This is a genomic window from Rhizobium phaseoli (assembly GCF_001664385.1).
Lineage (GTDB): Bacteria > Pseudomonadota > Alphaproteobacteria > Rhizobiales > Rhizobiaceae > Rhizobium > Rhizobium phaseoli.
In genome coordinates this window covers 3,136,645-3,162,857 of sequence record NZ_CP013532.1, presented here as the reverse complement: position 1 = coordinate 3,162,857, position 26,213 = coordinate 3,136,645, and the positions used below count along the sequence as shown (strand labels likewise).

Annotated in this window: 25 protein-coding genes; 20 read left to right on the top strand and 5 right to left on the bottom strand. The window is 62.7% G+C overall.

What is annotated here, in order from left to right:
* Positions 1–140 precede the first annotated feature (140 nt).
* Positions 141–1,346 carry a glutamine-hydrolyzing carbamoyl-phosphate synthase small subunit gene (gene carA / locus AMC88_RS15305; RefSeq protein WP_012484607.1) on the bottom strand — a complete coding sequence of 402 codons (1,206 nt, stop codon included), beginning with the start codon at positions 1,344–1,346 and terminating at the stop codon, positions 141–143.
* A gap of 270 nt (positions 1,347–1,616) precedes the next feature.
* Between carA and AMC88_RS15300 the strand changes: the two genes are divergently transcribed.
* Positions 1,617–2,069 carry a GatB/YqeY domain-containing protein gene (locus AMC88_RS15300; protein WP_012484606.1) on the top strand — a complete coding sequence of 151 codons (453 nt, stop codon included), beginning with the start codon at positions 1,617–1,619 and terminating at the stop codon, positions 2,067–2,069.
* Between the two features lies 1 nt (position 2,070).
* On the opposite strand, the gene AMC88_RS15295 is transcribed toward AMC88_RS15300, so the two are convergent.
* Positions 2,071–2,958, bottom strand: a complete 888-nt coding sequence (locus AMC88_RS15295) for a hypothetical protein (RefSeq protein WP_012484605.1) — start codon at positions 2,956–2,958, stop codon at positions 2,071–2,073.
* A gap of 671 nt (positions 2,959–3,629) precedes the next feature.
* On the opposite strand from AMC88_RS15295, the gene dnaG reads away from it, so the two are divergent.
* The 11 genes from dnaG to AMC88_RS15245 all read left to right on the top strand — a co-directional run bounded on the left by dnaG (position 3,630) and on the right by AMC88_RS15245 (position 16,629).
* Positions 3,630–5,630, top strand: a complete 2,001-nt coding sequence (gene dnaG, locus AMC88_RS15290; protein ID WP_064825491.1) for a DNA primase — start codon at positions 3,630–3,632, stop codon at positions 5,628–5,630.
* The gene (gene recQ / locus AMC88_RS15285) at positions 5,630–7,495 is read left to right on the top strand and encodes a DNA helicase RecQ (RefSeq protein ID WP_064825490.1); all 1,866 of its coding nucleotides are present in this window, start codon (positions 5,630–5,632) and stop codon (positions 7,493–7,495) included. The genes dnaG and recQ overlap by 1 nt, the downstream gene beginning before the upstream one ends.
* A gap of 106 nt (positions 7,496–7,601) precedes the next feature.
* Positions 7,602–8,789 carry a glycine C-acetyltransferase gene (locus tag AMC88_RS15280; RefSeq protein ID WP_064825489.1) on the top strand — a complete coding sequence of 396 codons (1,188 nt, stop codon included), beginning with the start codon at positions 7,602–7,604 and terminating at the stop codon, positions 8,787–8,789.
* Between the two features lie 178 nt (positions 8,790–8,967).
* Positions 8,968–10,005, top strand: a complete 1,038-nt coding sequence (gene tdh, locus AMC88_RS15275; protein WP_020921857.1) for an L-threonine 3-dehydrogenase — start codon at positions 8,968–8,970, stop codon at positions 10,003–10,005.
* Between the two features lie 10 nt (positions 10,006–10,015).
* Positions 10,016–10,363, top strand: a complete 348-nt coding sequence (locus AMC88_RS15270; RefSeq protein WP_064825488.1) for a GFA family protein — start codon at positions 10,016–10,018, stop codon at positions 10,361–10,363.
* Between the two features lie 474 nt (positions 10,364–10,837).
* The gene (gene rpoD, locus AMC88_RS15265; RefSeq protein WP_004677699.1) at positions 10,838–12,895 is read left to right on the top strand and encodes an RNA polymerase sigma factor RpoD; all 2,058 of its coding nucleotides are present in this window, start codon (positions 10,838–10,840) and stop codon (positions 12,893–12,895) included.
* A gap of 203 nt (positions 12,896–13,098) precedes the next feature.
* Positions 13,099–13,392: a GYD domain-containing protein gene (locus AMC88_RS15260; protein WP_004677701.1), complete on the top strand. Its 294-nt coding sequence runs from the start codon at positions 13,099–13,101 to the stop codon at positions 13,390–13,392.
* A gap of 114 nt (positions 13,393–13,506) precedes the next feature.
* Positions 13,507–14,607, top strand: coding sequence for a DUF930 domain-containing protein (locus AMC88_RS15255; RefSeq protein WP_041683711.1), 1,101 nt, complete (start codon positions 13,507–13,509; stop codon positions 14,605–14,607).
* A 101-nt stretch (positions 14,608–14,708) separates the two neighbouring features.
* Complete coding sequence (locus tag AMC88_RS33665) at positions 14,709–14,870, top strand: hypothetical protein (RefSeq protein WP_004677707.1); 162 nt, start codon at positions 14,709–14,711, stop codon at positions 14,868–14,870.
* Positions 14,867–15,652 carry an APH(3')-II family aminoglycoside O-phosphotransferase gene (locus AMC88_RS15250; RefSeq protein ID WP_012484598.1) on the top strand — a complete coding sequence of 262 codons (786 nt, stop codon included), beginning with the start codon at positions 14,867–14,869 and terminating at the stop codon, positions 15,650–15,652. The genes AMC88_RS33665 and AMC88_RS15250 overlap by 4 nt, the downstream gene beginning before the upstream one ends.
* 173 nt (positions 15,653–15,825) lie before the next feature.
* Positions 15,826–16,629, top strand: a complete 804-nt coding sequence (locus AMC88_RS15245) for an AraC family transcriptional regulator (RefSeq protein ID WP_012484597.1) — start codon at positions 15,826–15,828, stop codon at positions 16,627–16,629.
* Positions 16,630–17,236: 607 nt separating this feature from the next.
* On the opposite strand, the gene AMC88_RS15240 is transcribed toward AMC88_RS15245, so the two are convergent.
* A complete protein-coding gene (locus AMC88_RS15240; protein ID WP_049772018.1) occupies positions 17,237–18,562 on the bottom strand; it encodes an IS1182 family transposase in 1,326 nt (441 codons plus the stop codon).
* A gap of 614 nt (positions 18,563–19,176) precedes the next feature.
* Here AMC88_RS15240 and AMC88_RS15235 point away from each other — a divergent pair.
* The 3 genes from AMC88_RS15235 to AMC88_RS15225 all read left to right on the top strand — a co-directional run bounded on the left by AMC88_RS15235 (position 19,177) and on the right by AMC88_RS15225 (position 21,266).
* Positions 19,177–20,076, top strand: coding sequence for a DMT family transporter (locus tag AMC88_RS15235; RefSeq protein WP_012484596.1), 900 nt, complete (start codon positions 19,177–19,179; stop codon positions 20,074–20,076).
* 3 nt (positions 20,077–20,079) lie between these two features.
* Complete coding sequence (locus AMC88_RS15230; RefSeq protein WP_012484595.1) at positions 20,080–20,772, top strand: B3/B4 domain-containing protein; 693 nt, start codon at positions 20,080–20,082, stop codon at positions 20,770–20,772.
* A gap of 95 nt (positions 20,773–20,867) precedes the next feature.
* On the top strand, positions 20,868–21,266 hold the full coding sequence (locus AMC88_RS15225; protein ID WP_012484594.1) for a DUF427 domain-containing protein: 399 nt from the start codon (positions 20,868–20,870) through the stop codon (positions 21,264–21,266).
* 47 nt (positions 21,267–21,313) lie between these two features.
* On the opposite strand, the gene AMC88_RS15220 is transcribed toward AMC88_RS15225, so the two are convergent.
* The gene (locus tag AMC88_RS15220; RefSeq protein ID WP_012484593.1) at positions 21,314–21,559 is read right to left on the bottom strand and encodes a DUF6894 family protein; all 246 of its coding nucleotides are present in this window, start codon (positions 21,557–21,559) and stop codon (positions 21,314–21,316) included.
* Between the two features lie 193 nt (positions 21,560–21,752).
* Between AMC88_RS15220 and AMC88_RS15215 the strand changes: the two genes are divergently transcribed.
* The 4 genes from AMC88_RS15215 (at position 21,753) to AMC88_RS15200 (ending at position 23,926) form a co-directional block, all read left to right on the top strand.
* Positions 21,753–22,358, top strand: a complete 606-nt coding sequence (locus AMC88_RS15215) for a DUF922 domain-containing Zn-dependent protease (RefSeq protein ID WP_064825856.1) — start codon at positions 21,753–21,755, stop codon at positions 22,356–22,358.
* An 88-nt stretch (positions 22,359–22,446) separates the two neighbouring features.
* Complete coding sequence (locus AMC88_RS15210; protein WP_064825487.1) at positions 22,447–22,869, top strand: secondary thiamine-phosphate synthase enzyme YjbQ; 423 nt, start codon at positions 22,447–22,449, stop codon at positions 22,867–22,869.
* 180 nt (positions 22,870–23,049) lie between these two features.
* On the top strand, positions 23,050–23,355 hold the full coding sequence (locus tag AMC88_RS15205; RefSeq protein ID WP_004677722.1) for a hypothetical protein: 306 nt from the start codon (positions 23,050–23,052) through the stop codon (positions 23,353–23,355).
* A 226-nt stretch (positions 23,356–23,581) separates the two neighbouring features.
* A complete protein-coding gene (locus AMC88_RS15200) occupies positions 23,582–23,926 on the top strand; it encodes a hypothetical protein (RefSeq protein ID WP_064825486.1) in 345 nt (114 codons plus the stop codon).
* Positions 23,927–24,356: 430 nt separating this feature from the next.
* On the opposite strand, the gene AMC88_RS15195 is transcribed toward AMC88_RS15200, so the two are convergent.
* Positions 24,357–25,094: an SIMPL domain-containing protein gene (locus AMC88_RS15195; RefSeq protein WP_064825485.1), complete on the bottom strand. Its 738-nt coding sequence runs from the start codon at positions 25,092–25,094 to the stop codon at positions 24,357–24,359.
* A 500-nt stretch (positions 25,095–25,594) separates the two neighbouring features.
* On the opposite strand from AMC88_RS15195, the gene AMC88_RS15190 reads away from it, so the two are divergent.
* Positions 25,595–26,146 (top strand): hypothetical protein, encoded by a 552-nt coding sequence (locus AMC88_RS15190; RefSeq protein WP_064829993.1) that lies wholly within the window; start codon positions 25,595–25,597, stop codon positions 26,144–26,146.
* Positions 26,147–26,213: the final 67 nt, after the last annotated feature.

Here is a 26,213-nt window from a genome sequence, read left to right as displayed (position 1 = left end):
CAAAGCAGCTTTATTCTTCTATAACGAAAAAAGACCGCTTCGGCAGATAGCGGTCCTTCCTCTCATTGCTGCCTTCAATACCACATCACGTTAGTGGCTGCCGATTTAGCAGGCCCTTGCGAAATCGGCAGTTCTTGAAATCAGCGTTCGGCGAGCGCCGGCTCGCCCTTCTTCTCGCGCACCATGTTGATGAAGCGGCGGAAGAGATAGTGGCTGTCCTGCGGGCCGGGGGAGGCCTCGGGATGGTGCTGGACGGAGAACACCTGCTTGCCGAGGACGCGCAGACCGCAATTGGTGCCGTCGAACAGCGAAATATGAGTCTCTTCAACGCCATCGGGCAGCGACTTCGAGTCGACCGCGAAGCCATGGTTCATCGAGACGATCTCGACCTTGCCGGTCGTGTGATCCTTGACGGGATGGTTGGCGCCGTGATGACCCTGGTGCATCTTTTCGGTCTTGGCGCCGAGGGCCAGCCCGAGCATCTGATGGCCGAGGCAGATGCCGAAGACCGGGATATCGGTCTTAACAAGCGTCTTGATCACCGGCACGGCATATTCGCCGGTTGCCGCCGGATCGCCGGGGCCGTTCGACAGGAAGATGCCGTCCGGTTGCATGGCGAGCACGTCTTCGGCGCTCGTTGTCGCCGGCACGACGGTGACCTTGCAGTCGAGGCCGGCAAACAGGCGCAGAATGTTGCGCTTGACGCCGTAGTCGAGGCAGACGACGTGATACTTGGCATCGGCCGCACCGAGCTCGCCGTAGCCTTCGTTCCAGATCCAGGGCGTCTGGGTCCATTGCGAGGACTGGCCCGACGTGGCGATCTTGGCGAGGTCGAGGCCTTCGAGGCCGCTCCAGGCCTTGGCTTCGGCCTTCAGCGTCTCGATGTCGAAGACACCGTTCGGATCGTGGGCGATCACTGCGTTGGGAGCGCCGTTCTCGCGGATCCAGGCGGTCAGGGCGCGGGTGTCGATGCCGCAGAGACCGATGATGCCGCGCGCTTTCAGCCACTGGTCGAGATGCTTGGCGGCGCGGTAGTTCGACGGTTCGGTGATGTCGGCCTTGAAGATGACGCCGACGGCGCCGTGGCGGGCGGCAGGCGTCAGATCCTCGATGTCTTCATCATTGGTGCCGATATTGCCGATATGGGGAAAGGTGAAGGTGACGATCTGGCCGAGATAGGAAGGGTCGGTCATGATCTCTTCATACCCGGTCAGTGCCGTATTGAAGACGACCTCGGCCTGGATCTTGCCGGTGGCGCCGATGCCCTTACCTTCGATCACCGTGCCGTCGGCAAGAACGAGCAGGGCGGTCGGCTTTTCGATTGTCCAGGGTGCTGTCGCGGTCATCTTCATCCCGTTTCCGGCGGCCGATGCGCGTTGCCGCGCTCGCTGCCATTTGATCTCGCAGGCGTGTGGGCACGGCAATGCCGCGCGCTTCAGGCCTGATCACGAATTTTGGTGCAGGTGGCGGTAGATAGCCACGCAATCGCTGAGCGTCAATCTTTGTAACCGGAAAAGCGGCCGTTTTCCTGCGCTTTATCGCGCCGATCGCGCAATTTATTTGATCCCCCGCATCAGCGTGGTTTATGAAGCGGCATCAAAAACGGAGAATAGACCATGCTGCGCGATCAACTCGCCACCCAGCTGAAAGAGGCGATGAAGGCCAAGGATTCGGAGCGGCTTTCCACCGTCCGGCTGATTCAGGCCGCGATCAAGGATCGCGATATTGCCAATCGCGGCGCCGGCAAGGAGCAGGCGAGCGACGACGAGATCCTGCAGATTCTCGCCAAGATGGTGAAGCAGCGCGACGAATCGGCAAAGATCTACGAGGAGAATTCCCGGCCGGAACTCGCCGCCAAGGAGCGCGCTGAAATCACCGTCATCCAGGATTTCATGCCGAAGCAGCTGTCGGACAGCGAAGTGCGCGCCAATATCTCGGCTGTTATCGCGGAGACGGGCTCCTCTGGCGTCAAGGACATGGGCAAGGTGATGGCGGCGCTCAAGGAGCGTTATGCCGGCCAGATGGATTTCGCCAAGGCGTCGGCGACCGTCAAGGAGCTGCTGAACTGATTCAGACCACCCGTCTCGCCTGCGGTTCGTCCAGGACCGCAGGCCCGAGCACTGCCTCGGCGGCGGCATCGATGATGGCGAACTTTGAAGCCTGATAGTTCCAGTATTCCAGGATGAAGGGGCGCGACAGCCAGAAGGTGCCGTTGCGGGAGGGCTCGGTCCAGCCGACGCTTCCCATATTCGATGCGTGCGTCAGAAGCCGCTTGAGGTGGGTGTTCGATATCATGAACTGCTCGCGCAGCTCCCGCAGCGACAGGGGGCCGACTGCGACGCGCTCGGCCGTCCGGGGAAAATCCGGAAGGCGCGAGATCAGGTAGTCCATCACCAGCCCGCCGGAATTTGCCCAATTGAAGAGGTTGAAGGTCGGGCCTGGACTGCGCACCGCCTGGCTGCCGATGATCGCCTTTGCGATGCGCGGCTGGATCGCTGCCATCATCGCCGCGGGGTCGGCAGCGATCTTCGCGGCGCGCTCGCCGCCGTCGAGGCTGTCGAGGATCATCATGTGCGTGACGAGCCAGCGGGTGAAATGCTGCTCGGCGATTTCGGTGGGTTCCAGATAGCGTGTGCGCCTGTCGGCACCAGGCGCCGGACGCAGGAAGCGATAGGCCAGCATTTCCTGCATGAAGGCCGCTGCCGTGTTGCGGCTGGCGATGTCGTTCTTGACCGCAAAATCGACGAAGCGGCCGGAATAGAGGCCGCTCTTTTCATAATCGGGGTGGCCATAATGAAGCGCGAAGCCGGCATGGGCCATCAGCCAGCGCTGCTGTGCGGCGAAAATCGAGGCGATACGCGGGCTCTCACGATAGATCGCCAGCATCTGATCGGCGCAGTGGAGGATCGCAGCGAGAAAGCGATCGTCCGCCGCAAGAGTTTCAGCGGTAAATGCCATGGGAAGGGGTCCAGGAAAGTCGGCACATACTTCCGTCAGGCAAGCGCCTGATGTCAACGGATTTGTCAATAATCGGTTAATTTCAAAAGGGAATTTGTATCAGGGGAAGCCAAAAATTTAAGAAGGCAGGAGCTGGGGGCGCTCCTGCCTTCTTGCACTTTGCTTCCGCCGGCACGCAGGGCCGAAGCCCAAGCCGGAGGCTATTTGCAAAGGCACCCTTGCGAAGCGGCGCCGGGGGTAGGGATGGTGCTTCGCTCGGGGATCGCTTTGTTGAGATCGAACTTATTGCGGTGCGGCAGCCTATTCAAATTACAAAAAAATAATGATTGCCGGAAATGTCGGTTTTTGGAGGTGTCGAAGCGCAGGCTCGACGGGCGGCGCGAGGATGAGAGCCTGCGGTTGCGGCGAGCAATAATAACTTGTTTTAAAACGATTTATTCGAGAGGCGTGAAAGGCGGGTCTCTTTCCTGGCGCTGTCGCGTCGGCGGATTTTGGGCCTTGCGAGGACAATAATGTCGCACCCCTGTCGCAGGGGCGATAACGTGTTTTTGATTGGATAAGCGACGCCATCAGTGACCGGTGCACTTGCCTGTGAATAGCGGGTTTTCGTGACAAGTTTCATGGCATGGTGCGGCAAAGCAGCTTATATGGAGGCTGGCCAAGAGGTATAAATGCGCTTTTCCAACACCTTTCTCGATGAGATCCGTGACCGCGTTCCGATTTCGAACGTGATCGCGCGCCGTGTGAGCTGGGACAAGCGCAAGACCAATGTGTCGCGCGGCGATTACTGGGCCTGCTGCCCGTTCCACGGCGAAAAATCGCCGAGCTTTCACTGCGAGGACCGGAAGGGCCGCTATCACTGCTTCGGCTGCGGCGTCACCGGCGACCATTTCCGCTTCCTCACCGAGCTTGAGGGCCTGAGTTTTCCCGAGGCGGTGCAGCAGATCGCTGATATGGCCGGCGTGCCGATGCCACTTGCCGATCCTGTCATGGAAAAGCGCGAGAAGGAGCGCGGCTCGCTGATCGACGTCATGGAAATGGCGACAGCCTTCTTCCAGGACCAGCTGCAGACGGCCAATGGTGCGAAGGCGCGCGCCTATCTGCGCGATCGCGGGCTGACCGGGCGTACCATCGAGACCTTCCGCCTCGGTTATGCGCCCGACAGCCGCAATGCGCTCAAGGAATTCCTCGCCGGCAAGGGCGTCTCGAAGGAGCAGATCGAGGCCTGCGGCCTTGTAGTCCACGAGAACGTGCCGGTTTCCTACGATCGCTTCCGAGACCGCATCATGTTTCCGATTCTGTCGTCGCGGGAAAAGGTGATCGCCTTCGGCGGACGCGCCATGTCGGCGGATGCGCCGGCGAAATATCTGAACTCCAACGAGACCGAGCTCTTCCACAAGGGCAATGTGCTCTACAATTTCGCCCGCGCCCGCCGCGCGATCCAGGGGCCGGGCCGCGGCGATCAGCAGGACGATAATGCGAGCGGCACCATCATTGCCGTCGAAGGTTATATGGACGTGATCGCGCTCCATCAGGCGGGCGTCGAGAACGCCGTTGCGCCGCTCGGCACGGCGCTCACCGAAAACCAGCTCGAGCTGCTCTGGAAGATGGTGCCGCAGCCGGTGCTCTGCTTCGACGGCGACGGCGCCGGCATCCGCGCCGCCAATCGTGCTGCCGAATTGGCGCTGCCGCATCTGAAGCCCGGCCGCTCCGTCCGCTTCGCGCTTCTGCCCGACGGCAAGGATCCTGATGATCTCGTGCGCGATGAGGGCCGCGCCCCCTTCGACAAGGTTATGAGCCAGGCAAAACCGCTTTCGGAGATGCTGTGGAGCCGGGAGATCAACACCGGCAAGTTCGACACGCCCGAGGCACGCGCCGAGCTCGAGGCGCGGCTGAAGCAGCTTGTGGCCGTTATCGCCGACGAGAATGTGCGCCGTCATTACCAGCAGGATATCCGCGACCGGCTGAACGCCTTCTTCCAGCCGCAGTTCCAGAACCGCAACAATGGCGAGCGGCGCGGTTTCAGCGGAAATTCCCGGACGGGTCGCGACAATGCCGGCAAGGCAGGGCCGAAAAGCCCGAGCCTGATTTCCGACCGGCTTGCCCGCTCCGGCCCCGTGCGCGGCCACCGGGACAATACGGCGCTGCGCGAAAGCGTGCTGGCGCTCACCATCGTCAATCATCCGGCGCTGATGATCGACGATTATGACGAGATCGCCGCGATCGAATATGACAGCCGCGAGCTGCAACGGTTGTGGTCGGCGGTGCTTGGCGCAGCGGCCGCCGTTGCCGGTCCGCATCTGACGCGCGACTATCTGACCGAACGGCTGGAATTCGAAGGCTTCGGTCCGCTGATCAAGAGCCTCGACCAGCAGGTGCGCAATGCCAGGCTCTGGACGGCGACCGAGGAGGCGGCGATGGAAGATGCGCGTGAGGGCTATCGCCAGGCGCTCGCCTTCCACAAACGGGCGAAGGCGCTGCGTCGGCAGAAGATGGAGCTCGAACGCGAGATTGCGCTGGCGACCGAGGCCGGCGACGGCGAGGCGATCGTTCAGCTGATACGGGCACAGCAGGAAGTGCATCTGGAAGGCGTACGCCTGGAGAACCAGGAGGCGATCATCGACGGCTTCGGCGTACTTTCCGGCCGCGTCAAAGGGGCGGCGAACCACTGATGTCGCTGAGCGAAGGCAACGAAGCTGGCTTTTCCGCCTCCGATGCGCTGTTTTCCGCGCCCCGCTCGCCGCTCGAGGTGTTGAAGCAGGTTTACGGCTACTCCTCCTTCCGTGGCAAGCAGCAGCAGGTGGTCGAGCACGTCGTCTCAGGCGGCGATGCGGTGGTGCTGTTTCCGACAGGCGCGGGCAAATCGCTGTGCTTCCAGATTCCGGCGCTCTGCCGCGATGGCGTCGGCATCGTCGTTTCGCCGTTGATCGCGCTGATGCGCGATCAGGTGGAGGCGATGAAGCAGCTCGGCATCCGCGCTGCCGCACTCAATTCGTCGCTGTCGCGGGAGGAATTCGTCGAGGTCCGCCGCGCGCTTTCGGCCGGCAAGCTCGATCTTCTCTACGTGACGCCGGAGCGCATCCTGACCGACGGCTTCCGCGAGCTGATCGCCAATGAGAAGATCGCGCTGTTTGCGATTGATGAAGCCCATTGCGTTTCGCAATGGGGGCATGATTTCCGGCCGGAATACCGTGAGCTCGGCCGGCTCGGCGAGCAATATCCCGGTGTTCCCAGAATAGCGCTGACGGCAACGGCCGATCCGCATACCCGCGATGATATCGTCGAGCGGCTGGGGCTCGACGCTGCCGAGATCTTCACCACCAGCTTCGACCGGCCGAACATCAGCTATGAGATCGTCGAGCGCGATCAGCCGCGCCAGCAGCTTCTGCGCTTCCTGTCAGAGCACAGGGGCGACAGCGGCATCGTCTACTGCCTGTCGCGCGCCAAGGTCGAGGACACGGCCGACTGGCTGAACGGGCAGGGGGTTCGCGCACTGCCTTATCATGCCGGCATGGACCGGGCGCTTCGTGACGCCAATCAGGATGCCTTCCTGAAGGAAGAGAGCCTCTGCCTGGTTGCCACCGTCGCCTTCGGCATGGGCATCGACAAACCGAATGTGCGTTACGTCGCCCATCTCGACCTGCCGGGTTCGGTGGAAGCCTATTACCAGGAGACCGGGCGCGCCGGCCGCGACGGCCTGCCGTCGGAGGTCTGGATGGCCTATGGCATGGCCGATGTCATCCAGCGCCGCCGGATGATCGACGAGGGCAATGCCGCCGCGGAGATCAAGCGGGTCGAGCGCGCCAAGCTCAATGCCTTGCTGGCGATCTGCGAGACTGCCTCCTGCCGCCGGCAGGCGATCCTCGCCCATTTCGGCGAAGCCCATGCCGGCCAGTGCGGCAATTGCGACACCTGCCTGAAGCCGGTGGAGACCTGGGAAGGCACGGAAGCGGCGATAAAGGCGCTGGCCGCCATCTATCGCACCGGCGAGCGCTTCGGCGCCGGCCACGTCATCGACGTGCTCGTCGGCAATGTCAATGAGAAGACCGAGCGTTTCGGCCATGTCGATATGCCCGTTTTCGGCGCCGGCAAGGACATTCCTGTTCGCACCTGGCAATCCGTCTGCCGGCAGCTGCTCGCCATGGGGCTGATCCGGGTCGATCACGAGGCCTATGGGGCGCTTAAATTGGAGCCGGAAGCGCGCGCCGTCTTCAAGCACGAGCGACAGGTATTCTTCCGCAAGGACCGGCCTGCCTCGGAACGGCGCACGAAGAAGGTGGAGCGCAGCGAGCGCAAATCGGCGCTGTCGGGCGCCGACGGCAGCCTGTTCGAGGCGTTGCGGGCCGAGCGCATGGCGATCGCCAAATCGCTCGGCGTGCCGCCCTATGTCGTCTTCCCCGATACGACGCTGATTGCCTTCGCCACCGAACGGCCGCGCAGCCGCAAGGAGCTGCTCGCCATATCGGGCGTCGGGCAGGCGAAGCTCGAACGCTATGGCGACGCCTTCCTGGAGATCATCCTGGCGCATGACGATTGAACGGATCGGCCGATGTGCCTGCCGGTCTCGGCCCGGCGCTGAACAAGACAAGCCGATGGCGATATGCTAACCCGGAAGCTATAAAAAACATCAGGAAGGGCCGCCGATGACATCGCCATTTCTCTCCCATCTCCGCGCCGAGATTTCGGCGCTGAAGGATGCGGGGCTCTATAAGTCCGAACGGGTCATCAGCTCCAAGCAGGCGGGCGAAATTGCGATTTCCACCGGCGAGCGGGTGCTGAATTTCTGCGCCAACAACTATCTCGGCCTCGCCGATAACGAGGAATTGGCTGAGGCCGGCAAGCAGGCGCTCGACCGCTACGGCTACGGCATGGCCTCGGTGCGCTTCATCTGCGGCACCCAGGAGGAGCATAAGCAGCTCGAAGCGCGGATCTCCTCTTTCCTCGGCATGGAAGACACGGTTCTCTATTCCTCCTGCTTCGACGCCAATGGCGGTCTGTTCGAGACGCTGCTTTCCGAGGAGGACGCGATCATCTCGGATGCGCTGAACCACGCCTCGATCATCGATGGTGTCAGGCTGTCGAAGGCCAAGCGCTTCCGCTACGCCAATAACGACATGGCGGCACTCGAAGAAGAGCTGAAAAAGGCCGAAGGCAGCCGCTTCAAGCTGATCGCCACCGACGGCGTCTTCTCGATGGACGGCATCATCGCCAATCTCCGCGGCGTCTGCGATCTCGCCGAGAAATACGGCGCCATCGTCATGGTCGATGACAGCCATGCGGTCGGCTTCGTCGGCAGGCACGGCCGCGGCTCGCCCGAACATTGCGGCGTCGAGGGCCGGGTCGACATCATCACCGGCACACTCGGCAAGGCGCTCGGCGGTGCTTCGGGTGGTTATACCTCGGCGAAAGCCGAAGTCGTCGAATGGCTGCGGCAGCGCTCGCGGCCCTATCTGTTCTCGAACACGCTGGCGCCGGTCATTGCTGCCGCTTCGCTGAAAGTGTTCGACCTGATCGAAAATGGCGGCGCCCTGCGCAAGCGCCTTTCCGACAATGCCGACCTCTTCCGCAGCGAGATGACCAAGCTCGGCTTCACGCTCGCCGGCGAAGGCCATCCGATCATCCCGGTCATGCTCGGCGATGCCAAGCTTGCCCAGGATATGGCAAGGCTGATGCTGAAGAAGGGCATCTATGTCATCGGGTTCTCCTTCCCGGTTGTACCGAAAGGCCAGGCGCGCATCCGCACGCAGATGTCGGCGGCGCATTCCAGGGCGGATGTCGAGCGGGCGATTGCGGCTTTTGCGGAAGCCGGGCGGGAATTGGGTGTGATTTGAGAATGAGGTTTGCCCCTCATCCTAACCCTCTCCCCGTAAACGGGGCGAGGGGACGTGCCCTGCGAGAGGTAGGTGGGGACGGAGAGGTCGCCGCTTGTCCCCTTCGCCCCGCATGCGGGGAGAAGGTGCCGGCAGGCGGATGAGGGGCCGAAATAGGTACTGACCAAGGGATACAGATATGTCGAACATGATGAAGGCGCTGGTCAAATCCAAACCCGAGGTCGGGCTCTGGATGGAGAATGTGCCGGTGCCGGAGGTCGGGCCGAATGATGTGCTGATCCGGGTGAAGAAATCAGCGATCTGCGGCACCGACGTGCATATCTGGAACTGGGACCAGTGGGCGCAGAAGACCATTCCGGTGCCGATGGTGGTCGGCCATGAATTTTCCGGCGAGATCGCTGAGATCGGTTCGGCGGTCACCCGCTATCATGTCGGCGAGCGGGTTTCCGGCGAAGGGCATATCGTCTGCGGCAAGTGCCGCAACTGCCGGGCGGGCAGGGGGCATCTCTGCCGCAACACGCTCGGCGTCGGCGTCAACCGGCCGGGTTCGTTCGGCGAGTTCGTCTGCATTCCCGAGAGCAATGTCGTGCCGATCCCGGACGATATTTCCGACGAGATCGCCGCGATCTTCGATCCGTTCGGCAATGCCGTGCACACCGCACTCTCCTTCGATCTCGTCGGCGAGGACGTGCTTGTTACCGGCGCCGGGCCGATCGGCATCATGGGGGCGCTCGTCGCCAAACGGTCGGGCGCCCGCAAGGTCGTCATCACCGATATCAATCCGCATCGGCTCGATCTGGCGCGCAAGCTCGGCATCAACCACGTCGTCGATGCTTCGAAGGAAAATCTCGCCGACGTGATGAAGGCGATCGGCATGACCGAGGGTTTTGATGTCGGGCTCGAAATGTCGGGGGCGGCACCCGCCTTCCGCGACATGATCGACAAGATGAACAATGGCGGCAAGATCGCCATTCTCGGCATCGCGCCGGCTGGCTTCGAGATCGACTGGAACAAGGTGATCTTCAAGATGCTCAATCTCAAGGGCATCTACGGCCGCGAGATGTTCGAGACCTGGTACAAGATGATCGCCTTTGTCCAGGGCGGCCTGGACCTGTCGCCGATCATCACCCATCGCATCAAGATCGACGATTTCCGCGACGGCTTCGAGGCGATGCGGTCGGGCAACTCCGGCAAGGTCGTCATGGATTGGATGTGAGGAGGACAAGATGATTTATGAAGGAAGCTGCCATTGCGGCAACGTTGCTTTCGAGGTCGAAGGCGAATTCAGCGAGGCGCTCGACTGCAACTGTTCGCTCTGCCGCCGGCGCGGCGGGCTTCTGGCCTTCGTGCCGCGTGAGAAGCTGGTGCTGAAGACGCCGGAAGAGAATATCTCGACCTATACTTTCAACAGGCATGTCATCCGGCATCACTTCTGCGCCAAGTGCGGTATTGCGCCCTTCGGCGAGGGGGTGGCCCCGAATGGCGCTGCCATGGCGTCGATCAATCTGCGCTGCATCCCCGCGATCGATCTCGGCACGCTGAAAGTGACGGCCTATGACGGTGCCGCGCATTAGGCACGGAGCAATGGTGTCTGCCGGAACGGCGAATATACCGCGGAAAAACTGCAAAAACGGCCGAAACAACTGCTGCGACGGGCAAAATCTAAGCTGCCCTTGTCTTTTGTTCGACGCTTCTTAAATAAGGTTCGCAATCGCAGCCGCGGTTCAAAGCCTGTGGATAAGGCTTTTTCCGATATTTCGTGAGCTTTTTTTCTGGAAAAGCTTGACGAGAACAAAAAATGTGGGAATCACCGTTCGACTTGTTGAAACGGTGAACTGGGTCAAGGCGGATCGCGCAACCATGGCCGGAACTCCAAAAGCAAAAAAGCTTTGCTGTCCGGTGCCGGCGATCGTGGTTAATCAGGCTTTAAATGTCATCCCGTTAGGTGGGCAAAGGTGATTCTAGGGCGGCGCGAGCGACGCGTCCGGCCCTGAGGCGGCCCATTCACCGTAGCGAGATTGGATAGCGTCAGGAAGGCGACGATATAAATGGCAACCAAGGTCAAAGAGAACGAAGACGCGGAAGTCGAACGCGACGGCGCAAGCGACGGCCCTCTTCTCGATCTTTCCGACGACGCGGTCAAGAAGATGATCAAGGCCGCCAAGAAGCGCGGCTATGTGACGATGGATGAGCTCAACGCCGTTCTGCCGTCCGAGGAAGTGACGTCCGAGCAGATCGAAGACACGATGTCGATGCTGTCGGACATGGGCATCAACGTCATCGAGGACGAAGAAGCCGAGGAAGCCGGCGCTTCCGGCGGCGGCGATGACGACGATGCCGGCGGCGACGAAGACAGCGAAGGCGGCGAACTCGCGCCTTCCGGCGGCACCGCGCTGGCGACCGCCAAGAAGAAAGAACCGACCGACCGGACCGACGATCCGGTGCGCATGTATCTGCGCGAAATGGGCTCGGTGGAGCTGCTGTCGCGCGAAGGCGAAATCGCGATCGCCAAGCGCATCGAGGCCGGCCGCGAGACGATGATCGCAGGCCTCTGCGAGAGCCCGCTGACCTTCCAGGCGCTGATCATCTGGCGCGACGAGCTCAACGAAGGCACGACGCTGCTGCGCGAGATCATCGATCTCGAAACCACCTATTCCGGTCCTGAGGCCAAGGCTGCGCCGCAGTTCCAGAGCCCGGAGAAGATCGAGGCCGACCGCAAGGCTGCCGAGGAAAAGGAAAAGACCCGCCGCGCCCGCTCCGGCGACGACGACATCACCGATGTCGGCGGCGAAGGCCTGCCTCCCGAAGAGGAGGAAGAGGACGAGGACGAATCCAACCTTTCGCTGGCGGCGATGGAAGCCGAGCTTCGCCCGCAGGTGATGGAGACGCTCGATACGATCGCCGAGACCTACAAGAAGCTGCGCAAGCTGCAGGACCAGCAGGTCGAGCAGCGCCTGTCGGCGTCCGGCACGCTGTCTTCAGCCCAGGAGCGCCGCTACAAGGAGCTCAAGGATGAGCTCATCAAGGCCGTCAAGTCGCTGTCGCTCAACCAGAACCGCATCGACGCCCTGGTCGAGCAGCTTTATGACATCAACAAGCGCCTCGTTTCCAACGAGGGCCGCCTGCTGCGTCTGGCCGAATCCTACGGCGTCAAGCGCGATAGCTTCCTGGAACAGTATCAGGGCGCCGAGCTCGATCCGAACTGGATGAAGTCGATCGGCAATCTGGCCGCTCGCGGCTGGAAGGAATTCGCCAAGGGCGAAAACACGACGATCCGCGACATCCGCCAGGAGATCCAGAATCTGGCGACCGAGACCGGCATCTCGATCTCGGAATTCCGCCGCATCGTGCACATGGTGCAGAAGGGCGAGCGCGAAGCGCGCATCGCCAAGAAGGAAATGGTCGAAGCGAACCTTCGCCTCGTCATCTCGATCGCCAAGAAGTACACGAACCGCGGCCTGCAGTTCCTCGACCTTATTCAGGAAGGCAATATCGGCCTGATGAAGGCGGTCGACAAGTTCGAATACCGCCGCGGCTACAAGTTCTCGACCTATGCGACCTGGTGGATCCGTCAGGCGATCACCCGCTCGATCGCCGACCAGGCCCGCACGATCCGCATTCCGGTGCACATGATCGAGACGATCAACAAGATCGTCCGTACCTCGCGCCAGATGCTGCACGAGATCGGCCGCGAGCCGACGCCGGAAGAGCTGGCCGAAAAGCTCGCCATGCCGCTCGAAAAGGTCCGCAAGGTCCTGAAGATCGCCAAGGAGCCGATCTCGCTCGAAACCCCGGTCGGTGACGAAGAGGATTCGCATCTCGGCGATTTCATCGAGGACAAGAACGCGCTGCTGCCGATCGATGCGGCCATCCAGGCGAACCTGCGCGAGACGACCACCCGCGTTCTCGCCTCGCTGACGCCGCGCGAGGAACGCGTGCTGCGCATGCGCTTCGGCATCGGCATGAACACCGACCATACGCTCGAAGAAGTCGGCCAACAGTTCTCGGTTACCCGCGAACGTATCCGCCAGATCGAAGCGAAGGCGCTGCGCAAGCTCAAGCATCCGAGCCGTTCGCGCAAGCTGCGCTCGTTCCTCGACAGCTGAGGTTTCGACACCATTGCGATTGGAAAAGCCGGGCCTCGTGCCCGGCTTTTGCTTTGGTGATTAACACCAATGATCAGGGCTGCTTTCTTGTCGCTGCCTGGTGACAAGACTATAATCGCGGCCCACGGGGGAAAGGATCGATCGCGACGCGCGAGCGAGGTCGATGTGTACCTGTCGGCCAATCCTCCGTTAGGAGGTGCGACATGACCACTTACATTCTTTTGATCGATTGGACTGACCAAGGCATCCGCACTGTTCGCGATTCGACAAAGCGGCTGGACGCGGCGAAGAAGCTGCTCGCCGGCGTCGGCGGCTCCTTCAACCAGTTCTATCTGACGATGGGCGGACACGACATGGTCGCCGTCTGCGAGGCGCCCGATGACGCGGTGATGGCGCATTTTACGCTGTCGCTCGCCATGGCGGGCAATGTCCGCACCGAGACGCTGAAGGCGTTCCCGGAGGCTGCCTATCGGGATCTCATCGGCTCGCTCGGCTGACTGCTGCTCAAGCCGGTTCGGATACCAAGGCACGGCGCGCCGGAGACCGCGTGGCGCTGACTGATGACGGCCTGCTGGCCACAGCTGCGGCAGCGATCACGCGGATTTTTGCTTTTGTGGCTTGATGCTGCCGGCTTTAAAGGCCACATCGCTGCTGTGACAGAAGAAGACGTCGAACCGGCAGAAGCGCATGAAGCGCCAGAACAGCGGCCTGAAATCCGCTGGGGCGTCGGCGCGTCCGTGCTTCTGCACGTGCCGCTCATCGCCCTTCTCATTTTCGGGCTGCCGAAGATCGAGCCGAAGCCGCCTGAAGACGAGAGCGTGAAGGTCGAGCTCGTTCCGCCGCCGGAGGAGAAGAAGCCGGAAGAAAAGAAGCCGGAAGAAAAGAAGCCGGAGAAGCCGCCGGAGCCTAAGCCGCCGGAACAGGCGAAGAAGCAACCGCCACCTCCACCACCGCCGCCGCCCCCGCCGGCAAAGAAGGCTTCCGAGCAAGCTAAACCGCCGATGCCGACTCTCAACCCTGTCACCGCGTTCGGGGACAAAAATAGCGGCCCTGACAAATTCCTTGCGGGAAATTCTTCCGAGGGTGAAAGAAAACCGGCGAAAACTTCGCCGCAGCACACCTCAGGGCAGGTGCCGCCGAAGTCTGTTGCCGAAGAGCCGAAACCTGAGGCGCCCCCATCAAAACCCGTGCCGGATGACGTGAAGCTTCCCGAAGTGGCTGTGATGGACGTTTCGCCGGAGCGCAACGGACCGCCGACAGACGCGTCCGGCGACGCCAAGACCACTTTTGAGGAGACCAAGCCGCCTGAGCAGAAGAGCGCTGACAAACCGAAAACACTGCCTGAAACCAACGACCTGCCCGCCGCAAAAACGCTGTTTTCACGGGCTGCAGATGGCAATGTGCTTGCGCAGACCGCGATGGAAGGGCTTTCACGCAAAGAGCGAGTGGCCACGCTCTGCACCACCGAACTCCAGGGCCAGCTTGTTCACGGATCGCCAGCTTATTTCCCGCTCGCATTGCCGAGTTTCGGGTTGCGCGCCGGTACCATTCTCGATGTGAAGGATGCAGCCTTTGGCACTGCCAAGGGGTGGTTCCAAGTCCGTTTCCGCTGCGAGGTGGATGAGGGAGCTACCAAAGTGATGTCCTTTGCCCACCAGGTCGGCGGGCCGATCCCTCGCAGCCAATTTTCGAAGTATGATATTAATGAATAAAGCGCGCCGTGATCTTTCCCGCCCGCAACCAGCCACACGCAAGCAACCGCATCTAGCCTCTCCCTATGGCCGTGATGGTACGGTGAAGAAGGGACAATGATATGTCGAACGAGATCGAGCGTTTTCTGGAGCGTCAGGATGAAGCCGTCAGCGCGCTGTTCCTGGAAAACAAGGGCGACGAGCTGACCGATATTCTGGTGGCGGCGCTCGAAGAGGCCTTCGAGATCCTGCTCGAAGCAGCACCCGCCGAAACGCTGCATTGACATTTTCCAAGACATTGCCGGCAGCGCTTGGCGAGCGGCTGTCCGGCTACCGGTTCGAACGCGATGCGCTCGGCCGTTCCGCCGCAAGCGTCTTCCGGCTGGAAGGCGAGGGCCTGCCGGCGCTTTATCTGAAGGTCGAGGCGGCCGGGCCGTTCGGCGAGCTTGCCGATGAAGCCGCCCGGCTCTCCTGGCTCAAGGCCGCCGGCCTGCCGTGCCCCGACGTCATCGCCCGCGAAAGCGACGGCGAGCGCAACTGGCTGCTGATCGGCGCGCTGCCGGGGGCCGATCTTGTCAGCGCATCGGCGCTGACGCCGATGGCGCGCGTCGAACTGCTGGCGGCGGCACTTTCCGATCTCCATGACCTGCCGATCGCCTCTTGCCCCTTCGATCACCGGCTGGAAAACCGCCTGCCCACCGCCAAGGCGCGCATGGAGGCAGGAATTGTCGATGAAGAGGATTTCGATGCGGCGCGGCTTGGAAAAAACGCTGCGGCACTCTTTGACGACCTCATGCGCCTGCGCCCCGGCAACGAGGATCTCGTCGTCACCCATGGCGATGCCTGCCTGCCGAACTTCGTTGCATCCAACGGGAAATTCTCCGGCTATATCGATTGCAGCCGCCTTGGTGTCGCCGACCGCCATCAGGATATCGCGCTCGCCTGCCGCAGCATCGCTTCTAATTTCGGCGAGGCGCTGATCCGGCCCTTCCTCGAACGCTACGGGCTGACGGCTCCGGATGCGACAAAGCTTCATTATTTCCAACTGCTCGACGAGTTCTTCTAGAACAGGATAATTTAAGGCCGGGTCGGCCTCAAATTTGAGTCCTGTTCTAAATTAAAGAGTTAGCACATGATGTCGTCCGAAAACCGCGCACACTTTTCGGCATCATGCTCTAAGCATTGCGCCATCCCCGTCCGGCTGGCAGAGTGGCCGGCAATCGGATCTGCGGACGGACGATGGCGAAAAACCAGTTCAGAATGCTGCGCTCGGCGCTGGCCGGGGTCGAAGCGGTGGAAGCGGCAACGCATCACAGCTTCAGCAGGCATACGCATGAGCAGTTCGGCATCGGCCTCGTTTCGTCAGGGGCGCAGCGGTCGCTGAGCGGGCGCGGCATGGTCGAGGCTGCGGCCGGCGATATCATCACCGTCAATCCGAACGAGGTGCATGACGGCGCGCCGATCGGCCGCGGCAGATCGTGGCGCATCCTCTATGTCGATCCGGAGATCGTCACCCATCTGTCGCGCGAGATCGGCGGCGGAGCAGGGCGGCAGGAAATCCCCCATCCGGTCATCCGCAATGGCGCGATCGCCGCCCGCTTCGAGATGCTGTTTGACGCGATGACCGAGGCAGAGGCGGTCGACGGGCTGCTCCTGGAGGAGTTGCTGGTGCAACTCGTCGCCGATGTCATGCGGGAAGACGGCGATCGCGAGGAGCGGCCGCCGGTGCCGGCCTCCATCCGCGCAGCGCGGGCTCTGATCGACGACAATCCTCTTGCCGCCGTCTCGCTTGCCGATCTCGCCCGGGAAAGCGGCCTCAGCCGCTTCCAGGTGCTGCGCGGTTTTGCCAAGGCGACCGGGCTGACGCCGCATGCCTATCTCCTCCAGGCCCGCATCCATCGCGCCCGCCGGCTGATTGCTCGGGGCACGCCGCTGGCGGAAGCGGCCTTTGCCAGCGGCTTTGCCGACCAGAGCCACATGACCCGCGTCTTCGTACGCAAATACGGCCTGTCGCCGCGGCTCTATGCCGGCGCCTTTCTCTGAGCGGTCACGTCGAGCTTCGCTATCGGGATGGTCGAGTCCCGATCCGAGGCCACCCCAGCACCCGCATCGTCCTTCGAGGCCACTGTGGGACACCTCAGGATGAGGCTCTCTGGAAGGACGCGTTTGCCTTCAAGACTGCTGCGACCCCCTCAGGATGGGGCTCTCTTGACGGCCGTGCTCCTCCTGCCGTCCACGGTTAACGGCGCGGCACCCACCAAGGTCCCTCATCCTGAGGCGCGTAGCCCGTGAGGGCGAATCCTCGAAGGACACGCTCGACGCCGCTTCTTGCAGTCATCGAACGTCGCAGCACCCGCCTCGTCCTTCGAGGCCCCTTGCGGGGCACCTCAGGATGAGGCTCTCTTGAAGGCCGCGTTCTCCCTCAAGACCGCTGCGAGCACCTCGTAATGAGGCTCTTGAAGCCCGTGCATCCTCCTGCCGTCCACTGTTAATGGCGCGGCACCCTCTCTCCGCCCTCATCCTGAGAGCTTGTGAAGCTTTTGAGTTGGTGCGGTTCTGGCCGGTCTTGGCTGGCCGATGCAATCGAACGTTAGACGATTGCGCGGTGCGTGCGGATGGTCGCTAGTTGGCGTTTGGGTGATGGCACTAGCTATCCATTGGCAAGCCGACGGCCTTGCAAGATATTGTTGGTGAGTGCGTAGCAGAGCACGACGGCACGGACCTTTTCGATACCGCGGACCGTCAATTGTCGCAGATTCCAGTTGCGCCAGCGGGCATGGATGCATTCGCAGATCGATCGGGGTTTGTACTGAGCCTTGCCCGCCTCGCTTGCCATGCGGGCCCGCCAGGTCGACACACCCGGACCGTCGCCGCGCCGCGGCAAGAAGGGATCGGTTCCGTGCTTGGACTGAGTGGGCGGACAAAAGACCTCAACCCCTTCGCCGTGCGCCCACTCGATATCTTCAGCGCTGCCAAAGCCGCCATCGGCGAGATAGCGCCGCGGCAGATGGCCGCTTAACGCGCGCAACCGCTCCAGCATCGGCCGCATGAGGCCGCGATCGGAGCCGGCATTGGTCACCTCGAGCCCGACCACGAACTGCTCACCGGCCGTGCTCGCAACCTGCACATTATAACCCGGACGGAAGCCGCCGTCGGCCATCTTCATCACCCGCGCCTGTGCATCCGTGCTGGAGGCGCGCGGCTCCTTCGGCTTTTTGCCATTGCCGCGCTTTTCTTCGCGCGCCTGACGCTGGCGCTGGATCTCGTCAAGAGCGACCTGGGCTGCTCTGACCCGCTCACCACGCTCGCGCGCCGCTCGTTCCCTGGCCGCTTTGATACGCCGAGTGCTGGCATCCGAACGCGCATCAACCTCGTGCTTGAGCTGATCCACAACCGCCTCGGCAATCGAAAGATGTCGATCAAGCTTCGCCTTGCGGCCGAACGAGGCGGCCCCCGCGCTCGCCCGGATCCGCACGCCATCCTGCGCCAGACTGTCGAGAGTGACGAGGCCGGCATCGGCAAGCGCCGCCAGATGCTCGGCCAGCAGCCGGTCGAGCAGATCGGCGCAACCAACCCGAAAATCCGACAGCGTGTGATAGTTCACCGAGACACCGCCGCACAGCCAGCGATAGACGTCGTGGCTCTCGCACAGCCGTTCCAGAGCCCGCGCGCTGCCTACACCGTCGCTGCTGGCATAGAGCCACAGCGCCAGCAAAAGCCGTGGCGAAATCGGCGGATGGCCCGGCCGGTGCTCGCGCGCTTTGATCCGACCTTCAAGCGCGCTCAGATCCAGCCCCTCGACATAGCTCCAAATGACGCGCACCGCGTGATCCTGGCCGATCAAGCTGTCGATATCGACGGCACGCAACTCGATCTGATCGCGCACCGGCTCGCGCATGCGCGCCGCCCCGCGCCCCACCTGAGCACTGCGCCGCGATCCCTGCGCCGGCAATCCCTCGAACAGCTCGTCGTCCATCACCGTCCTCCAAGCAAATCAACGACCCAACAGAATCACAATAAAATCGCCTCCGCCACTAAACATTCACAGGCTCTGAGGCGCGTAGCCCGTGAGGGCGAAGCCTCGAAGGACACGCTCAACGCTGCTTCTTGCAGTCATCGAGGGTCGGAGCACCCGCCTCGTCCTTCGAGGCCCCTGCGGGGCACCTCAGGATGAGGCTCTCTTTAAGGCCGTCCATCCTCCTGCCGTCCACGGTTAATGGCGCGGCACCCACCAAGGTCCCTCATCCTGAAGCGCGTAGCCCATGAGGGCGAAGCCTCGAAGGGCACGCTCAACGCCGCTTCTTGCAGTCACCGAACCTCGGAGCACCCGCCTCGTCCTTCGAGGCCCCTGCGGGCACCTCAGGATGAGGCTCTCTGAAAGGCCGCGTTTGCCTTCAAAACTGCTGCGAGCACCTCAGGATCAGGGCTGATTTTGGGTGCCGCCGGATGCGACCTCTCTCCAGCCTCATCCTGAGGCGCCCCGCAAGGGGCCTCGAAGGACGGGGCTGGCCGAGGCGCCGCCCTGCAATTTCGTTCAAGACCTCACCCAACCCCTGCTGTTTCCTCGGCGCATCCAACAGGAGACGCGGAATGTCGAAACAGGTTCAAGGTTATGTCTATCTGACGCTGGCCATGCTGACGGTCGGAAGCACCGTCATAGCCAGCAAACTCATCGCCGCAGGCCTTCCGCCGTTTACTGCCACCGCCTTGCGCTTCGCGCTCGCCTTTCCGGTCTTTCTCCTGCTGATGCGGGTGACCGGCGTGCGGCTGCCGAAGCTTGCCCGGCGGGATCGCCTGATCCTGGTCATCCAGGCGGGCGCCGGCAGCGTCGGCTATACGACGCTGCTGATCTCCGGCCTCAGCCTGACATCGGCGGCCGATGCCGGCGTCATCATCGGCACGCTGCCGGTGGTCTCGGCGGCAATTTCCATCCTGCTGCTCGGCGAGCGCCCCCAGCCCGCCCTGCTACTCGCCGTGGCGCTGGCGACGGCCGGCGTGCTGTCGATCGCCTTCACGCCGGATGCGGCCGGCGGGTCGCTCGCCGGCAATATGCTGATCCTGCTCGCGGTCGTCTGCGAGGGGCTGTTCATCCTGTTGAACAAGCGGCTGACGGTCGATATCCCGCCGCTTGCCCAATCGACGCTGATGACCGGTATCGGCTTTGCCGTCGCCGTCATCCCCGCCGTCTTCGAGGCGCCGTCCGCCCAAGGGTTTTCCGCAAGCGCTGCGGCGGCCGTCGGCTATTATGCACTGGTGCCGACCGTCGCCGGCTTCCTGCTCTGGTATGCCGGGGCCGAACGGGTGAGCGGCACGGAAGCCTCGCTCTTTACCGCGCTGGCACCCGTGTCCGCCGTCCTGCTCGCCTTCGTCACCCTTGGCGAGCCGATCGGCTTCGGCCAGCTTGCCGGCATTGCCTGCGTGCTCGCGGCGGTGCTCGGGCTCGCTCTGGCTGGCAATCGCATCGCAACCCAACCGACCGAGGGGAGATAGGCCATGCATTTCAACCATTCCGCCGCCCTGTGGCAGGCCTTTCCCGAGCTTCGCGCCGGCACCCTCCATGCCACCGGCATCCATGCGAATGTCGATGTCGAGGCGACGATAACAAGCTTCAGCGTGATTGCCGAGGACCGGCTGGCCGCAACGCAGGAAGGCGAATTTCCGGAGATCCAGGCCTGGCGGCGCGGCTTTTCCCGCATGGGGCTGAAGCCGACGCAATATCGCTCGGCCTCCGAAGCGCTACTGCGCCGCTTCCGTCAGGAGCATGCGCTGCCGCGCCTGCATCCGCTCGTCGATCTCTGCAATGCGGTCTCGCTCGCCTTCGCCATTCCCATTGCCGTCTTCGACGTCGCAAAGATCGCCGGCGATCTCGAGGTCCGGCGGGCGACGGGTGACGAGACCTATCTGACCTTCGGCGGCGATATCGAACATCCAGAGCCGAACGAGGTGATCTTCGCCGATGGCGAGGCAAGGGCGCATGCGCGGCGCTGGACGAACCGGCAGAGCGGGCTTTCGGCGGTGCGGCAAGCGACTCGGTCGGTGCTGATCGTTGCCGAGGCGCTGCATGCCTCGGCCGAGGCGGATATCGGCAGGCTGGTCGCGACGCTCGCGGATCGGCTGGCGCAGATCTGGCCGGCGCCGCCGAAAACGGCGCTGCTCAGCGCAGCATCGCCGCGTTTCGAATTCTGATGCGGGTCGCGCTCGGCAAAGGGAGCGTTCACACCTTGGGCCGGCGGCATGCCCGCCCTATCTTCACTGGATCGGTCGCTTGTGGAGACGAACCCATGTCAGAGAAATCGATCAGGATCCCCGGGCCGGATCACCCGATCACCGTCGAGCATAACCCTTGTCGCGTCGTCGTCACGCTCGGCGGCAGGACGATCGCCGATAGCCGCGATGCGCTGACGCTGCGCGAAGCCTCCTATCCGCCGGTACAGTATATCCCGCGAAGGGATGTCGACATGTCGCTGCTTCGCCGCACCGATCACAGCAGCCATTGTCCCTATAAGGGCGATGCCGCCTATTACAGCATCGTTCCGGGCGGCGAACGCGGCGAGAATGCCGTCTGGACCTATGAGGCGCCGAATGCCGCCGTCAGCAACATCAAGGATCATCTCGCCTTCTATCCCGAGCGGGTCGACAGCATCGAGGAAATGGCCTCTCCGGAAGCCGGCACCTTCTGAGGCGGGCCTGGCTTCGATAAAGCCGGCGCCTCCGTCAACGGCGGCCGCTATCGCAGCATGTCGAGCCATTCATTGCTGAAGACGAGGCTGGCGACCGTGACGGCCTCGCCCCTTTCGTCGCGCACAGTGACGGCGATTGTCATGCGATCGGTTGCGGGCAGTTCGTCGCGGGCCACATCCAGCAGGATGCGGGTCACCTCTTTTGGAATGTCTTCACGAGATTTGAGCTCCGTGCCGTGCTCGTCGCGCGTTGGACCTTCCCCATTGTGCAGATCGAAATAGTAGCGAGCCATGTTCTTTCCTGCGCGTCAGAGGAGAAATCACTTGTGAGGACAATTGTTCCCGCGGCTAGCCGTTGATTCCTATGGAAAATAGCCGTCGCATCGACATGCACGGGCCGTCTGCTGACACGGGGTTGCCGGCGCATGATGCGTTGAAAGCTTCGATCGCTGCCGTTAGGGTCGCGCCAAACTTTGCTTGTCGGAGATGCGCGTGAGGGCAGAATTCATATCTTGCATGTTGGCGGCGGCTTTCGCCTCGTTGCCGGCCGCAGCACTGGCGGAGGGATGGCAGGCAGTGGAAGAGGTGCGGCCCTATGCGATTTCGGGCACGTCGGGTGCTGCGCTCTACGAATCGATCGGGGCGCGGGGACCTGAGGTCGGTGCGAGCCGGGTGATCGCGCATACGACGTTCAAGCTGACCTGGACGCGGAAATACGAACCGCAGGGCAACGCCTGCGTCATCACGACCAACAAGCCGAAGCTCATCATCACCTATACGCTGCCAAAGCCCTCGGTCGCGCTGCCGCCCGCCGTCAAGAGCAGCTGGGAGAGCTTCGTATCGGGCGTTGCGGCACATGAGCGGGTGCATGGCGAGACGATCAAGGAGATGGTCAAGGAAATCGAGACGATGAGCATCGGGCTGACGGTTGCCGATGACCCGGAGTGCAAGAAGATCCGGGCCGAACTGACCCGCCGCCTCGGCGAAATCTCCGGCAGGCAGCGCCAGCGCGGCCGCGATTTCGACAAGGTGGAAATGGGCGACGGCGGCAATGTCCAGCAGCTCATTCTCAAGCTGGTGAACGGGCCCTGATTGCCGGCTGCTGGCCGAGCCGGGCATTGACTTGGTCCCCCTGGTGCGCCAACTCGCCGGGGAAATCATTGCGAGACGGAGAGCGCCTGTGCCCCAGACGATCCTCACCCTGGCCACGCGCGGCCAAGGCCTTTACGAATTCACCGATCAGGCCGAAGCCTTCGTCAATGCCGCGGGGCGGGAGGAGGGGCTTCTCACCGTCTTCGTGCGCCACACCTCCTGTTCGCTGCTGATCCAGGAAAATGCCGATCCGGATGTGCGCACCGACCTTCTTTCCTTCTTCCGCCGCCTGGTACCGCCGGCCTCCGATCCTTCGATGGGCTGGGTGGTGCACAGGGCCGAGGGGCCGGATGATATGCCGGCGCATATCAAAGCGGCGCTGACGCAGGTGTCGATCGGCATTCCGGTCGCGCGCGGCCGGCTGATGCTCGGTACCTGGCAGGGCATCTACCTCTTCGAACATCGCGACCGGCCGCACCGGCGCGAAATCGTGCTGCATCTCGGCGCCTGAGAGGTCGGGCCTGCGGATCGAGCGTGAATCCCATCGGACAAAGGCGCCGAGAACGCTCCTCTTCTGGTGAATGCAAACTGAATGGCCGGTTCGAGCACCATTCAGTTTACGGCGTTTATTGTCGACACAATCCCCTCAGCGGGAGGTTGAAAAAACAACGACAATCGACGGAGACACCTGATGACGCATTTCCTCACCAAGGCCTGCCTTGCCGCAGTGCTCGCCCTTGCATCCATCCCGGCCACGGTTTCCACGGCGGCTGCCGCCGGGCCGCAGACGAGTTTCCTCGTCGAGGCGCAATATCATCGCCCGATCCGCGGCTGCTCACCGATGCATGCGGTGCGCAAGGCGCGTTATTTCGGCCTGCATAGAGCCCACATCACCCGCATGTCGCCGCGCGTCGTCGTCGTTGCCGGGCGCGACCACCGCGGCTGGGACAGGATGGTCTTCGCCAATGTCCGCGGCTGCCCGGTGATCCGGCGCTGACGAACCGGCCCGAGAGCCTGCAGCGTCCTTCGTGTGCAAAAAGACACGCGGCGCATTCGGAACCCGGCCGGCAAGTGCCGATGCAAGGCTTGCCGGCCGTTTTGCCTTGACGGCGACACTTTCCGCCGTCTCTTCTCTGATCCGTATAAGTGATTCCCGGTGACGCCTCAGGCGAGATGGGGGACGGCGGCTTGGCCGCACCGACTTTGAAACGAAAGGTTTTTCGATGATGCAGTTTCTGGCAAAGGCGGGTCTTGCCGCCATGCTGATAACAGGCACCCTTGCCAGCACGGCCGCCCCGGCCGCCGCGCAGTTCAGTATCATTATCGGCGATCAGGACCGTGAGCCGCCGCGCGATTACCGCCGTCCGCCTCCGGGCTTCGAGCGCCGCCCGCGCGGCTGTGATCCGAGACTCGCCGAAGATCTCGCCCGCGACTACGGTTTCCGCCGCGCCCGCGTCGTCGACATCACCCCGCGCCGCGTCGTCGTCCAGGGCTGGACCCGCCGCGGCCCCGGCGAAATGAGCTTCGCCAACGTTCGCGGCTGCCCGGCGCTGCGTCGCGCGTATTAATCAGAATCCCGCCTCGTCTCCCCGATGCGGCGGCCAGAACCGCCTTTGCCAGTCTCCCCGATCGGCAAGGGCGGTTTTGTTTTTGTGAGCTTGTTTGATGACAGCTGCGCTCCTTCCCGGCGCCGTCCCTTGGCCCTGGCTTCGGCCCCACAACTGCCCCTCACCCTAACCCTCTCCCCGTAAAAACGGGGAGAGGGGACGTGTCCTACGAGAGGTTTGTGGGGGATTAAGAGGATGCGGCATATTCCCTTCTCCCCGTCAGAACGGGGAGAAGGTGCCGGCAGGCGGATGAGGGGCTGATCTCCCTCAGGCGCCTATCAACCGAAGACAAATGCTCACGCCACAAGCCCGAACACGTCGAAAGAGCAATTGACCGACCTCATCAGCGGTCTGAATGCCGCACATCGGAAGGACGCAATGCCCCTTCATTTCACGGCTCGATCGCAAACGTCACCGTGACGCTGACATTGTAAGTGGTCTCGCCGGCCTGGACGGGAACTGCCGCGTCCGCTTCCTTCATCATCGTGGCGCGATAGGCCGGCTGCGGCAGCGGGCGCGGCTCATTCTCGTTGATCTCGATGATGCGGCCGAGCTTGACGCCGGCCGCTTCGCTCAGCGTCTTCGCCTTTTTGACAGCCTCGGCGACGGCGTCCTTGCGCGCCTCTTCGATCGCTGCTTCCGGCTTGTCGTTGGTGAACTGGATGTCGCCGCCCTGGTTGATGCCGAGGGTGACGGACTGGTCGATCACCTGGCCGAGCTTGGCAAGATCGCGCAGCCTGACGGTGACCGCGTTGATGGTCTGGTAGCCGATCAGCTGCGGCTGCTGCTGCTGGCCGTCGACCGGCTGCGGATAATTATATTGCGGCTGGATGGAAAAGCCGGAGGTCTGCAGGTCGCGCTCGGCAATGCCGCCGCTCTTCAGCGCGTCGAGCACGTCTTTCATCGCCTTGTTGTTCTCATCGAGCGCTTCGCGGGCGGTTTTCGCCTGCTTGACGACGGAAAGCGTGACGACCGCCATATCCGGCGCCACGGACGATTCGCCATCCCCCGTCACCGAAATCACCGCCTCGCGCGGCTTTGCCTCCTGCGCCATTACAGGCGCTGCCGCTGCCAGCGGCAGGGCCAGAAGGGCAGTCATCAGAACAGTCTTCGACAGAATCGGCGCCATGTTTCATTCCCTAGTTGTCGTTTCCCGGATGAACTTTCTGTCGGTTGATTGTGAAGCTATTGCGGCGGAAGGGACGGGTGCGCGTGTGATGAGAGAAAAATATGCGGGATGGGAGGATTATCTGTCTCGATAGGGAATACGGGGAGGGCGTGCCGTGGCCGCCCCCCTCTGCCCTGCCGGGCATCTCCCCCACGGGTGGGGAGATCACAAGCGGCCAAACCTTCGCACCCCTCTATCGTTTCACCGTGCTGACCGACGTTAGTTGTTTGGGGAAGCCAGCGCGCCCAGCCAATCTCCCCACCTGTGGGGGAGATGCCCGGCAGGGCAGAGGGGGGCGGCACGGCGTGCCCTCTCCATTCTTGCCTATTCACTATCGCAAAGGCCGCATGAGAAACGCCAGCGCCCCCAACACCTTCCCAAATCCCCCAAACCTGCTAGCAAATAGGGCGGGTTAAGAAACAGGGGCTTCCGGACACGCTGTGCCCGGCAAAGGGGACACCATGCGCGTCATCACAATTCTATCAATCGCTCTCGCCATCGGCCTGGCGGGCTGCACGCAGGTGGCGGAAAAGGCGGAAAACGCCGCCAACCGCTCCTTCACCAGCTATGCGCTCGGCAAACCCTATACTGACATCGCCAATCTCGGCCAGTCGCCGATGGCGCAGCTTTCCGGCTCCGACGCCACCTACGGCCCGATGATCGGCGCGACGCCATTGAAGAACGGCTTGACCGTCTACCGGCATCTGGCGCCCGCCGCCAAAACCGAGACCGGCACGAATTTCGCCGGCCTGGTCGGCAGCTCAACCGTATCTCAGAATAACCGGCTTTCCTATTTCCTGGTCGGCGCCGACGGCATCGTCAAGGATTGGGCGACGGGCTCGGTGCAGGGCAGCGCCAGCGACTGCGTGCAATATATCGGCGGCATCATCAACCGCTGCAACGATATGCGCCAGTTGCAGGCTTCGCTCGCGCTCTACGATGCGCGCGTGGCGACCAAGGGCGGCCAACCGATATCGAGCTGGGGCGAACCGGCAGCGCCCGTAGTCAACTGAGCACGCGCGCCGGCCGGGATAAGGTCGTATTCCTTATCCGCCGGCGAACATATTGTATGTCGGCAAA